This is a genomic window from Haemophilus parahaemolyticus (assembly GCF_002015035.1).
Lineage (GTDB): Bacteria > Pseudomonadota > Gammaproteobacteria > Enterobacterales > Pasteurellaceae > Haemophilus_A > Haemophilus_A parahaemolyticus.
Genome location: NZ_MUXY01000003.1, coordinates 108,886 through 121,705 on the forward strand (window position 1 = coordinate 108,886; position 12,820 = coordinate 121,705).

At 39.9% G+C, this 12,820-nt stretch carries 11 protein-coding genes; 4 read left to right on the forward strand and 7 right to left on the reverse strand.

The features are described from left to right. Positions 1–21 precede the first annotated feature (21 nt). A complete protein-coding gene (gene cydD / locus B0185_RS04885; RefSeq protein WP_005706853.1) occupies positions 22–1,758 on the forward strand; it encodes a heme ABC transporter permease/ATP-binding protein CydD in 1,737 nt (578 codons plus the stop codon). Positions 1,759–1,835: 77 nt separating this feature from the next. On the opposite strand, the gene rraB is transcribed toward cydD, so the two are convergent. Genes rraB through B0185_RS04900 form a run of 3 tightly spaced genes read right to left on the reverse strand, consistent with a single transcriptional unit; the run spans position 1,836 to position 3,357 of the window. Further along, complete coding sequence (gene rraB, locus B0185_RS04890) at positions 1,836–2,273, reverse strand: ribonuclease E inhibitor RraB (RefSeq protein ID WP_005706841.1); 438 nt, start codon at positions 2,271–2,273, stop codon at positions 1,836–1,838. A gap of 10 nt (positions 2,274–2,283) precedes the next feature. Continuing rightward, the gene (gene yihA / locus B0185_RS04895) at positions 2,284–2,916 is read right to left on the reverse strand and encodes a ribosome biogenesis GTP-binding protein YihA/YsxC (RefSeq protein ID WP_039863298.1); all 633 of its coding nucleotides are present in this window, start codon (positions 2,914–2,916) and stop codon (positions 2,284–2,286) included. Positions 2,917–2,940: 24 nt separating this feature from the next. Then, positions 2,941–3,357: a DUF805 domain-containing protein gene (locus B0185_RS04900; RefSeq protein ID WP_005706860.1), complete on the reverse strand. Its 417-nt coding sequence runs from the start codon at positions 3,355–3,357 to the stop codon at positions 2,941–2,943. 179 nt (positions 3,358–3,536) lie between these two features. Between B0185_RS04900 and ftsY the strand changes: the two genes are divergently transcribed. Genes ftsY through ftsX form a run of 3 tightly spaced genes read left to right on the forward strand, consistent with a single transcriptional unit; the run spans position 3,537 to position 6,669 of the window. After that, the gene (gene ftsY, locus B0185_RS04905; protein ID WP_005706878.1) at positions 3,537–5,027 is read left to right on the forward strand and encodes a signal recognition particle-docking protein FtsY; all 1,491 of its coding nucleotides are present in this window, start codon (positions 3,537–3,539) and stop codon (positions 5,025–5,027) included. A gap of 34 nt (positions 5,028–5,061) precedes the next feature. Continuing rightward, positions 5,062–5,718, forward strand: coding sequence for a cell division ATP-binding protein FtsE (ftsE, locus tag B0185_RS04910; protein WP_005706773.1), 657 nt, complete (start codon positions 5,062–5,064; stop codon positions 5,716–5,718). 15 nt (positions 5,719–5,733) lie between these two features. Beyond that, complete coding sequence (gene ftsX, locus B0185_RS04915) at positions 5,734–6,669, forward strand: permease-like cell division protein FtsX (RefSeq protein ID WP_005706794.1); 936 nt, start codon at positions 5,734–5,736, stop codon at positions 6,667–6,669. 67 nt (positions 6,670–6,736) lie between these two features. Here the strand turns inward: ftsX and xthA are convergent, their stop codons facing one another. The 4 genes from xthA to secA form a co-directional block, all read right to left on the reverse strand. Continuing rightward, the gene (xthA, locus tag B0185_RS04920) at positions 6,737–7,540 is read right to left on the reverse strand and encodes an exodeoxyribonuclease III (RefSeq protein ID WP_005706809.1); all 804 of its coding nucleotides are present in this window, start codon (positions 7,538–7,540) and stop codon (positions 6,737–6,739) included. An 87-nt stretch (positions 7,541–7,627) separates the two neighbouring features. Continuing rightward, positions 7,628–9,001, reverse strand: a complete 1,374-nt coding sequence (locus B0185_RS04925; RefSeq protein ID WP_005706862.1) for a Na+/H+ antiporter family protein — start codon at positions 8,999–9,001, stop codon at positions 7,628–7,630. A gap of 51 nt (positions 9,002–9,052) precedes the next feature. Next, positions 9,053–9,991: a tRNA 2-thiocytidine(32) synthetase TtcA gene (ttcA, locus tag B0185_RS04930; RefSeq protein ID WP_005706792.1), complete on the reverse strand. Its 939-nt coding sequence runs from the start codon at positions 9,989–9,991 to the stop codon at positions 9,053–9,055. Positions 9,992–10,128: 137 nt separating this feature from the next. Further along, a complete protein-coding gene (gene secA, locus B0185_RS04935) occupies positions 10,129–12,819 on the reverse strand; it encodes a preprotein translocase subunit SecA (RefSeq protein WP_005706870.1) in 2,691 nt (896 codons plus the stop codon). Position 12,820: the final 1 nt, after the last annotated feature.

The window sequence follows — 12,820 nt, forward strand, 5'->3', positions numbered from 1 at the left end:
CAAGCATTTACAAAGAAATAAATGAAAAAAGAACGACAAAAATTTATACAGAAATGGCTACGTGAGCAGCAGAAAACAGTAAAAAAATACCTGCTGTTAAATGTGCTCTTTGGGGCAATCAGTGCCTTGTTTATGATCGGGCAGATGGCATTAATTGCCTTAATGTTGCATAAAATAATTATTGAACACCAAACTGCAAACCAATATCTAGCTGAAATAGGATTATTATTTGGCTGTTTCACTGCCAGAGCGGTATTGATTTGGTTGCGCGAAAGAATGGGCTTTAAAGCGGGACAAGCTTTGCGATTACATTTACGCCAGCAGATTATTGAAAAACTCTTAGCTGTAGGCCCGATGTCTATTCAGCAGAAAACAACGGGCAGTTGGGCGAATTTAATTCTGGAACAGGTCGAAAATCTGCATAATTTCTATGCTCGTTATTTACCTCAGCAATTTTTATCACTGATTGTACCCATCTTAATCCTCTGCATAGTGTTTCCAATCAACTGGGCTGCAGGCTTTATTTTATTTGCGACGCTACCTCTACTCCCTATTTTTATGGCATTGGCAGGAATTAAAGCTGTGGAAGCCAACCAACGCAATATTGGCGTACTTTCAAGGATGAGCGGTCAATTTTTGGATAAACTTCGCGGATTAGAAACGATCCGCCTATTTGGGCAAGCTGAAAAGCAGGCGGAGCAAATTTACCAAAGCACCGAAGAGTTCCGCTTGAGCACTATGGATGTGTTGAAAATGGCATTTCTCTCTTCGGCTGTACTCGAATTTTTTACAGCAATTTCCATTGCGGTCATGGCGGTTTATTTTGGTTTTACCTTCTTAGGTGAGTTAGATTTTGGTGGTTATGGCGTTGCTGTTGGATTATTTACGGGCTTTTTCTGCTTGATGCTTGCACCAGAATTTTATCAGCCACTGCGTGAATTAGGCGTTTTCTACCATGATAAAGCGGCAGCGATCGCAGCAGCAGATAATATCGAAGCCTTTTTAAATGAAGAGGTGTTATCTCGCCAAACTTCGCAAAAAGATTTCAAAAATCAACCGCTTGTTATTCAAGCCAAAGATTGCGTGGTGCTTTCTCCACAAAGTAAACGCCTAACTCAACCACTCAATTTTGATATTTGCGAAAAACAACATATCGCTTTAGTTGGGCAGAGTGGAGCAGGAAAAAGCTCATTGATGAATATGCTACTTGGTTTCTTGCCTTATGAAGGTTCAGTGACCATCAATGGCATTGAGCTACGTGAATTAAATTTAATCCAATGGCGAGAAAAGTTAGCTTGGGTGGGGCAAAACCCTCAGCTTATTCGTGGTTCATTAAAAGAAAATATTTTGCTGGGCAATTACGAAGTATCAGAACAAGCCCTTACACAAGCCCTTTCGCTTTCTAAAGCGGATGAGTTTGTTTACCGTTTAGGCTTGGAACATCAAGTGCAAGACAGCAATGCAGGCATTTCTGGAGGACAGGTTCAGCGTATTGCCATCGCTCGAGCGTTGCTAAGAGACTATGAACTATTGATGTTAGATGAACCGACTGCCAGTTTAGATTTGCAATCTGAGCAACAAGTGCTACAAGCCTTGCAGCATTTAAGCCAACAACACACAACGCTGATGATCACTCATCGCATTGAAGATTTAGCGAGTTGCGATGAAATTTGGGTAATGAAAAAAGGACAGATTATCCAAAAAGGAAAATTTGCAGAGATTAAATCTCAAGGAAATTTTGCGGAGTTATTAAGATAGGATGAAAAATAGAATAAGTCTGTAGTAAAACATATAAGGGCGGAGGTACGCTCCGCTCTTTATATTGCAATATAAAACTAATGACGCACAATTTCTTCTTCATCAAAGTCAAAATCTTCATCGTGCTCTTCAAAAAACTCACCATCGTTGCCGTATTCATCATCCTCACCATTCGGATCTTCAAAATACGTGCCCCAACCTTCATATTCTGCCCCTGCTTTTTCAATCAATGGGAGCAATTCTTTTTGCTGGGCGGTAATTAAATCCGCATTTAAGTTGATTTCACTCACAATATCACACACGAAGAAAACGTTGCCATCTTCTTCCACTTCTTCCGCTTCTGAAATCTCATAGCCAAGTTTATAAGCATCCACCACTAATTTTTCGAGCTTATCAAAATCGTGGTGAGCCACGTGATGTTCGATAATATAAAGTGCTTCAGGAGCTGAACCATCAGCTAATAAGTTTTCGATAATTTCGTCAGTTTCTTGTCGTAATTCGGTTAAGTTGTACATTTCAGTTCTCCTATTCTGCTGCTGAAAGTTCAAATGCTGGCGTGAACCAGCGGTCTAATTTACTTGATAATTTGTCAATGCCGATACGTTTTAATGCAGAGTAAGCTTCCACTTGCACATCACCCTGGAAAGGTAAAATCGCTTCACGCACCATTTTTACCGTTTTGCTACGTTCTGATTGGCTGAGTTTATCCGCTTTGGTAAGAAGTAATAACACCGGCAGCTCTGCCGAAACAGCCCATTCGATCATCTGTTGGTCTAAATCTTTAAGTGGATGGCGAATATCCATCAAAATAACAACACCACGCAAACAGTCACGTTTTTGTAAATATTCGCCCAATGCTTTTTGCCATTGAATTTTCATCTGTTCAGGCACTGCTGCGTAGCCATAACCAGGCAAATCAACTAATTTGCAGTTTGGTTCTACTTCAAAAAGGTTAATAAGTTGAGTTCGCCCTGGCGTTTTTGAAGTGCGAGCCAAGTTTTTTTGATTGGTTAATGCGTTAAGTGAGGTCGATTTCCCTGCGTTTGAACGCCCTGCAAAAGCGATTTCAATGCCACTATCTTCGGGTAAATGGCGAATATCGGGGGCTGAGGTTAAAAATTTGGTTTTGTGATAATTTAATTTAATTTGTTCTGTCATAATTTCTGTTTCTAATTTCAAAAGTTATTTTAATTTCAACGATAATCCTTGCTCACCATATTGGTTGGTTTGCGGGAAGCTGGCAAAAAAGCCCCATTCTAAAAAGACAATCGTGCCAATCAACATCGGCATCAACAAACCAAGCAACCACGCATTAGTTTCACCTGCAAGTGGGGCAATGAAGTAGCAAATCATTGGCACGGCTAAAATAAAGACATGTTTACCAGAGCGATTTCTGTCGTGTAAGCGTTTCACGGCAATGGAAAGAATACTATACAAACTTCCCCCTAGCGGGGGGAGCATTATCGGGTTGAAAGCGGTCGAATGGGTGAAAAAATTTACCACAATAAATAAAAAAGCAAAGTTGATGCCAATTCCTACCCAAAAACCTTGCCGATTTAAACGTCCTTTAAAGCTAAATAAAAGTTGGAGTAAGCCCATTTTATTCCTAATGTTTATTATTCTGACTAAAAATGTAGTCATTCACGGAGGTGGTATTATAGCTTAATTGAGCATATTTCGAAAAATAGAAATATAAAATCAAGAAAGATTTTTCATACTCATAAAATCATTTTTTTGGTAAACTTAACGCACTTTTAGTATTTATTTTGGAATAGATTATGTCGGAAAAGAAAAAAGGTTTTTGGTCTTGGTTAGGCTTCGGGAAAAAAGAAGAAATTACAGAACAAGTTTCGCAAGAGCAAACCATTGAAACAGATTCGCAAAACATAGCAGAAAATGCACCGCTTGTAGAAGAAAAACACGAAATAGTAAGCGAATTTATTGAACAAAAATTAGATGAAGCAAAACATTTTGTTGAAGAAAAATTGGATGTTGCTGAGCATATTATTGAGGAGTTAGAAGAGAAAATCGAACAATCCTTCGAAGAAGAAAAAGAGGAGAGCGTAGCTATTATTGATACAGCTCATCATAATTCGAATGAGAATTTGCAAGCGGATGAAATTGCAGAAGACATTGCCACAATGGCTGAATCTCTGAAAGAAAATGAAATCGTTGAGGAAACTCAACTTGAAACAGAGGTTATTTCTGAATCAGAACAAGCAATCGAAATTTCTGAAGAAATTGCAGAGTCTGTTGTTGAAGACATTGTAGAAACTGCTGAAGAAGCGGAAAAAGTAAAAGAAGAAACCCAAGATGAATATCAAGAGAAACCAGCGAATAAAACAGGCTTTTTTAGTCGTTTAATTCAAGGGCTAATTAAAACCAAGCAGAATATTGGTTCAGGTTTCTTAAACTTTTTCCGCGGTAAAAAAATTGATGATGATCTGTTCGAAGAGTTGGAAGAGCAGCTTTTGATTGCGGATCTTGGTATGCCAACCACAACCAAAATCATCAATAACTTAACTCAACACGCAACCAAACAACAACTTAAAGATGCTGAATTACTTTATCAGCAATTAAAACTTGAGCTTGCCGATGTGCTAAAGCCAGTGGCTCAACCACTTGAAATTGATACAACTAAAAAACCATATGTGATTTTGATGGTTGGTGTGAATGGAGTAGGTAAAACAACTACAATCGGTAAATTAGCGAAAAAATTCCAAGATGAAGGTAAATCTGTGATGCTTGCTGCGGGTGATACATTCCGTGCTGCAGCGGTTGAACAGCTTCAAGTTTGGGGTGAACGTAACAATATTCCTGTGATTGCACAATCTAGTGGTTCCGATTCAGCTTCAGTGATTTTTGATGCGATGCAATCCGCTTCAGCAAGAAATATTGATGTATTGATTGCCGATACCGCAGGGCGTTTACAAAATAAAAATCACTTGATGGATGAGCTAAAAAAAATTGTGCGTGTAATGAAAAAATATGATGAAACTGCCCCACACGAAATTATGCTCACTTTAGATGCTGGCACAGGTCAAAATGCGATTAGCCAAGCAAAACTCTTTAATGAAGCGGTGGGCTTAACAGGTATTACGCTTACTAAATTAGATGGCACAGCAAAAGGAGGCGTTATTTTTGCTATTGCGGATCAATTTAATATTCCAATTCGTTTTATCGGGGTGGGTGAGAAAATTGACGATTTGCGTCCGTTTAATTCAGAAGAGTTTATCGAAGCCCTGTTTAGTCACGAAGAAGAAAAATAGTTGCACAATATAAAAACAAAATAAAGGCAAAACAATGATCAAATTTAGTAATGTCAATAAAGTTTATAAAGGAAATAAAGCGGCACTGCAAGGTATCAGCTTTCATATTCCAAAAGGCGGAATGGCGTATCTCACGGGGCATTCTGGTGCAGGGAAAAGTACGTTATTAAAACTAATTATGGGTATTGAACGTACCAATGGTGGGAGTATTGAGTTTAACGGCTATGATATTACCCGCCTTGCCTCACACGAATTACCATTTTTGCGTCGCCAAATTGGAATGGTACACCAAGATTATCGCCTGCTAACAGATAGAAACATTTTAGATAACGTGGCATTACCCTTGATTATTCAGGGAATGAACCAACAAATTGTTGAACGCGAAGCAAAGTTAGCACTTGCTCGAGTGGGATTAGTGGGTAAAGAAAACTACTTCCCGCATCATCTTTCTGGTGGGGAACAACAACGCGTAGACATCGCTCGTGCGATTGTGCATCGCCCAATTTTACTGCTTGCCGATGAGCCGACGGGCAACTTAGATGAAAAACTGTCGTTTGAGATTTTCCGTCTGTTTGAAGAGTTTAATCAACAAGGTACGACGGTGATTGTGGCAACCCATGACACCAACATCATTACAATACGCCCCAAACCTTGCCTTGTGTTAGAACAAGGGCATCTACAAATGAATTAAGCAAAAGGACTGAAAATGGCTTCTTTATTGAATACACGATTAGGTGCACAGACGTGCTATATCTTGCGAGCCGTTTGGCAGGATTTAATACAACGCAAGCTAGGTACGTTTTTAACGGTATTGGTTATTGCATCATCGCTGACCATTCCCATTGTTAGCTATCTATTATGGAAAAACATCAACCACGCAGCAACAGAATTTTACCCTGAGCCTGAATTAACTATTTATCTCAATAAAAATCTGTCGGATAACGAAGCCAATATTGTCGTACAAAAAATTCATCAATTCGAAACCGATAAAATTGAAAATCTGAATTTTATCTCACGTCAGCAGAGCTTAGAGGATTTCCAAGCATGGTCTGGATTTGCCGAAGCCTTAGATATTATTGAGGATAACCCGCTTCCTGCCGTCGTAGTACTTAAACCGAAAAAAGCCTTTGCCAACAACGAAGAAATGTTGATACTTCGCAACGGTCTGCAAAGCATTAAAGGTGTGCAGGAAGTGAGATTAGATAACAGTTGGTTAGAAAAATTAACTGCTTTAACCTGGCTTTTTGCACGCGTTGGCACACTCTGTACGTTATTGATGATGATTGCTGTCTTTTTAGTAATTGGTAATGTAGTACGTACTGATGTGGCAAATAGCAGTGCTTCTATTGAAATTCAGCAGCTTTTAGGTGCGACTAATCATTTCATTGCTCGTCCATTTTTATACAAAGGAATGATTTACGGCTTTTTGGGTAGTTTATTAGCAATCTTATTTAGCTCAGTTATCATTAGCTATTTAGTCAATATCGTAAAATATGTAACGGATATGTTCACAATGAAATTTACGCTAACAGGTTTAGATTTCAGTGAAATCTTTTTAATTGTCGTAATGTGTATTTTTATTGGCTGGGTCGCAGCAAATATTGCAACGAATAAGCATATTATTACTTTAGGACAGAGATAATATATCTTGAATTATAAAACAGGAGCGTCGCTCCTGTTTTATTTTATCTACTATGCCTAGAAATAGATTACTTAAACACCGCCCAAACAGGAGAATGATCAGAAGGTTTTTCCATTGCTCGTATTTCTAAGTCAATGCCAGTTTCTACGCAACGTACCGCCAATGGTTTTGAAGCAAGTACCAAGTCAATACGTAAACCACGATTGTCGTCAAAGCCTTTTGAACGGTAATCAAACCATGAGAATTTATCATCTACTTCTGGGTGCATTGCTCGAAATGTGTCTACTAATCCATAACCTTGTAAACGCTCTAACCATTCGCGTTCTTCTGGCAAGAAGGAACATTTTCCATCACGCAACCAACGTTTACGATTTACCTCACCAATTCCAATGTCTAAATCTGTTGGACTGATGTTCATATCGCCCATAATAACAATCGGATTTTCAGGTTTCAATTCGGTTTCTAAATAATTTTGCAAATCCGCATAGAATTTTTCTTTCGCTGGAAATTTAGTTTCATGCTTGCGGTTTTCACCTTGTGGGAAATAGCCGTTTAACACAGTAAGTACACCAAACTCTGTCTCAATATCTGCCATAATCATTCGTTTTTGTGCATCTTCGCTATCAGTTGAAAAACCTTTACGCACCGCAAGCGGTTGTTTTTTGGTTAAAAGTGCCACACCGTAGTGTCCTTTTTGCCCATGGTGGAATACGTGGTAGCCTAAGTGATTAACTAAGTCATAAGGGAAATCTTCGTCTGAAACTTTGATTTCTTGTAAGCCAATGACATCGGGTTGATGTTTTTCGATAATAGCTTCAAGTTGATGTGGTCGAGCACGTAAACCATTGATATTAAAAGAGATAAATTTCATAAATAGCCTTTTCGGAATATTTTTATATATTGAACGAAATAAAAGGGCGTGTGCAACACGCCCCAGTAAATGATTACATTATAATAATTACAACGTCATTGCCGCAATCCAACCAAACACTAACAACGGAATATTAAAGTGTAAAAAGGTTGGCACAACTGAATCCCAAATATGGTCGTGTTTACCATCAGCATTTAAGCCTGATGTTGGACCAAGGGTTGAGTCCGAAGCTGGTGAACCTGCATCGCCAAGTGCAGCGGCAACGCCAACGATAGACATTGTTGCAAGTGGTGAAAAACCGAAAGCCACACACAAAGGCACGTAAATAGAGGTAATAATTGGCACGGTTGAGAATGATGAGCCAATACCCATTGTGATGAATAAACCAACAACAAGCATTAGGAATGCAGCAGTACCTTTGCTATCAATTGCACCACGTAAGCCTTCTACTAATTCTGCTACGCCACCTGTTGAGTTTACTACGCTAGCATAACCAGAAGCTGCAATCATTACGAAGCCAATCATTGCCATTAAACGTAAACCATCTTGGAAGATGTCGTTCGATTGTTTAAGTTTGAAAACACCACCTAAAGCAAAAATCACTAAACCAACTAAACCGCCCATAATTGTTGAATTCGTCGCTAATTGCGTTGTACATGTTGCGATGATTGCAAAAACGCTTAACCAAATGTGGAATGGTTTTACATGTGCTACACGTTCGGCAATGTCGTCTGCATTTTTCTCTTGCACTTCAGCATAATTACGCGGTTTGCGGTAAGAGACGAAGAAAGCAAATAACAAGCCTAAAATCATACCAAGCACAGGGATAAACATCGCTTTGGTCATATCAGCAGTGGTTGCGACTAAACCGAATTGCGAGCCTACATTATTGATATTTTTGACTAAAATGCTCTCAATAAAGATTTGTCCGAAACCTGCGGGAATAAGCATATAAGTTGCAGTTAAACCAAAAGTTAAACCACAAGCCACCGCACGGCGGTCAATTTTTAATTGGTTCATCACACCCAAAAGCGGAGGTACAACAATGGGAATAAACGCAATATGAATTGGGATCACGTTTTGAGACGAGATTGCAAAAGCAGTTAATACAAATAAAATAATGTATTTGAACCAGAACACTGAACGACCAGAAGGGCGTTTACCAAAGTGAGAAATCACTTTGTAAGCTAATAAATCAGTTACACCTGAGCGGGATAATGCCACTGCAAATGCACCAAGTATGGCATAGTTCATTGCAGTTTCAGCACCGCCACCTAAACCGCCTGTAAAGCTACCGATGGTCTTCTCTAATGCTTGGAAAAGCGTGGCATTATCGACACCGTAATTGCCGATTGCCCCGCAAACCAAGGCTGCAATAATCAGTGAAACGACCACGTTAATTCGCATTAAACTTAATACGAGTAACGTAATGATCGAAATCACTACTTCGTTTGAAAACATAAAAAATCCTCTTAATCTAAGTTGTTTGCATTTTGCAAAGTTTAATCCAAATTAAACCGCTTTAAATTGGATCAACCCTTCCTGCGCAAATTCGTGTTCGTCTTCATCAATTCCTGCACCAACAGGAATTACAGGCATTTCTTCCTTATCAAAAGCAAGATCGCCTTCTACGCCTTCAATCACTTGTCCGTGTTTGATATTTTTAAAATCAAACAGATTCGGGTCACAAAGATGTGATGGGGTGACATTTTGCAAAGCACTAAACATCGTCTCAATTCGCCCTGGATATTGGCGATCCCATGTTTGTAACATCTCTTTGATTACTTGGCGTTGAAGGTTCGGTTGCGAACCACATAAGTTACACGGAATAATCGGGAATTGCTTTGCTTCCGCATATTTTTCAATGTCCTTCTCTTTGCAGTAAGCTAACGGACGAATCACTATTTGCTTGCCATCATCGCTAATCAGCTTTGGTGGCATCGACTTTAATTTACCACCATAAAACATATTTAGGAAGAGGGTTTCGAGCATATCATCGCGATGATGCCCAAGTGCAATTTTAGTTGCACCAAGTTCTGTGGCGGTGCGATATAAAATTCCACGACGCAAACGCGAACAGAGTGAACAAGTTGTTTTTCCCTCTGGAATTTTCTCTTTTACGATACCGTAAGTATTTTCTTCCACAATTTTATATTCCACGCCGATGCTAGCTAAATATTCGGGCAAAATATGCTCTGGGAAACCGGGTTGTTTTTGGTCTAAATTCACCGCCACCACATCAAAATGGATTGGCGCGTTGAGTTTTAAATTAAGCAAAATATCTAAAAGCGTATAGCTGTCTTTCCCGCCCGAAAGGCAGACCATGACTTTATCGCCCTCTTCAATCATATTGAAATCGGCAATCGCATTGCCCACATTACGGCGTAAACGCTTTTGTAGCTTGTTAAGATTGTAGGCTTGTTTTTTTTCTTTGTCGGTAAGTGTTGTCATAAAGTGAGTTTATAAAATAATAAAAAATGGCATTCAAATATAGAAACTATTTAGCGTAAAGATAACCCGAAATAATGAATGGGCGGGGATAAACCCCGCCTATACAATATGAAAGTCAATCTAGCTCAAATTAATGCTTACGCATATTTCGCTTTACTACCGTGGCAATGTTTGTATTTTTTGCCTGAACCGCAAGGGCATGGATCGTTGCGACTAATATGTAAGTTCGCTAATTGCTCTTCAGTCAGGTTGTCCATATCTACTGCTTGTTCAGCCTCTGTTGCTTCTTGTGCTTGTTGAGCAGCTTGTTGCTCTGCAGCAACCTCTTCTTGACTACGCACTTGAATACGGCTTAATACGCTGATGACGTTGGTTTTAAGCAGATCTAACATTTCAGTAAACATAGCAAACGACTCTTTTTTGTACTCGTTTTTCGGATCTTTCTGACCATAACTGCGTAAGTGAATCCCTTTGCGGAGGTAATCCATTGCAGAAAGGTGCTCCTTCCAAAGTTCATCGAGAGTTTGTAATACGATACCTTTTTCAAAGTTACGCATCACTTCTTCGCCTACAATGGCTTCTTTCGCTTTGTACTCTTCTTTCGCAATGTTCAGAATACGTTCACGTAAGGTCTCTTCGTGCAGATCTGGTTCTTCTAACCAATGTTGAATTGGTAATTTCATTCCGAATTGGCGATCTAAACGCACTTCTAAGCCTTCAATATCCCACATTTCTTCGATAGATTGTGGAGGAACGTACTGGCTAATGATTTGGTTGAAAACATCATCGCGGATGGTGTCCACCATTGGCGAAACGTTGTCTGTTTCAAGTAAATAATTACGTTGTTCGTAGATGACTTTACGTTGTTCATTCGCTACATCATCGTATTGAAGTAAGTTTTTACGACCATCAAAGTTATGTGCTTCTACTTTCGCTTGCGCAGAAGCAATCACTTTAGTCAGCAGTTTTGACTCCATCGCTTCACCTTCCTCAGTAAAGGCTTTACGCATCATATTGAGCTTGCCTTCGTTGAGGTAAATGCGCATTAAAGGATCGTCCAATGATAAGTAGAAACGTGATGAACCAGGGTCACCTTGACGGCCTGAACGACCGCGCAATTGGTTGTCGATACGACGTGATTCGTGGCGTTCTGTCCCGATTATATGTAAACCACCTGCTGCCATTACGGTTTCATAGCGTTCTTTCCACGTTGCTTTGATTGCTTCGATTTGCTCTTCGGTTGGGTTTTCTAGTTTCGCCACTTCAGCTTTCCAGTTACCGCCCAACACAATATCCGTACCACGACCAGCCATATTGGTTGCGATGGTTACCGCACCTGGTAAGCCTGCATCAGCAATAATTTCCGCTTCTTGTGCGTGGAATTTCGCATTTAATACGTTGTGTTTAATACCTGCTTTGTCTAATTCGCGAGAAAGTAGCTCTGATTTTTCAACCGATGCCGTACCCACCAATACAGGCTGATTACGAGCGATACAATCTTGAATATCTTTGATTACCGCTGAAAATTTTTCTGGCTCACTTTTGAACATTAAGTCTGTATGGTCTTTACGTAAGATTGGTTTATTAGTTGGAATCACCACCGTGTTCAAGCCATAAATTTGTTGGAATTCAAAGGCTTCTGTATCTGCTGTACCTGTCATCCCCGCTAATTTTTCATATAAACGGAAGTAGTTTTGGTAAGTGATAGAGGCAACAGTTTGGTTTTCGCCTTGAATATTTACGTGCTCTTTGGCTTCGATCGCTTGGTGTAAGCCATCAGACCAGCGACGTCCTGCCATTGTACGGCCTGTATGCTCATCGATAATCACGATTTCACCATTTTCAACGATATAATCCACATCTTTTTCGAACAATTTATGTGCACGTAACGCCGCATAAGTGTGATGTAACAACGCAATGCGAGCTGGCTGGTAAAGGCTTTCGCCCTCTTGCATTAAGCCCATTTGCGTTAAAATGTTTTCCACTTTCACCATACCGCGTTCGGTTAAATGTGCTTGTTTGTTTTTTAAGTCAAGCGTGTAGTCGCCTTCACCCGTATATTCATCGCTATCTTCTTTTTCTTGGAAAGTCAGATGTGGGATCACTTGGTCAATCGCTTGATAAATTTGGGTCGCATCTTCCGCAGGCCCTGAAATAATTAATGGCGTACGTGCTTCATCGATTAAGATTGAGTCCACCTCATCTACCAACGCATAATGCAATTCACGTTGGAAACGCTCATTTTTATCGTGGGCGAGGTTGTCGCGTAAGTAGTCGAAACCTAATTCACTATTGGTTGAATAAGTAATGTCAGCTTTGTAAGCTTCACGTTTATCCACTGGCAACATACCTGGTACGTTCACGGCAACGCTCATTCCCAAAAATTCAAATAATGGGCGGTTAGTTTCCGTATCGCGTCGTGCTAAGTAATCGTTCACGGTCACGACATGTACGCCTTTGCCTGTTAATGCGTTTAAGTAGCAAGGCAATGTCGCCGTTAAGGTTTTACCTTCACCTGTACGCATCTCTGCGATATTGCGGTCAGTCAATACCATCCCGCCAATCAATTGCACATCAAAGTGACGCATTCCCATCACACGCTTACTCGCTTCACGCACGGTTGCGAACGCTTCTGGCAAAATCGCTTGTAAGGTTTCGCCTGCACTTAAACGCTCTTTAAACTCAGTGGTTTTCGCTTGTAATTGCTCATCTGAAAGTTGCTCAAAGGCAGGTTCTAATTTGTTGATTTTTGCAACAATTTTGCGCAAGCGTTTTAATGTACGATCGTTGCTTGAACCGAAAACTGCGGTTAATACTCTTGAAATCATT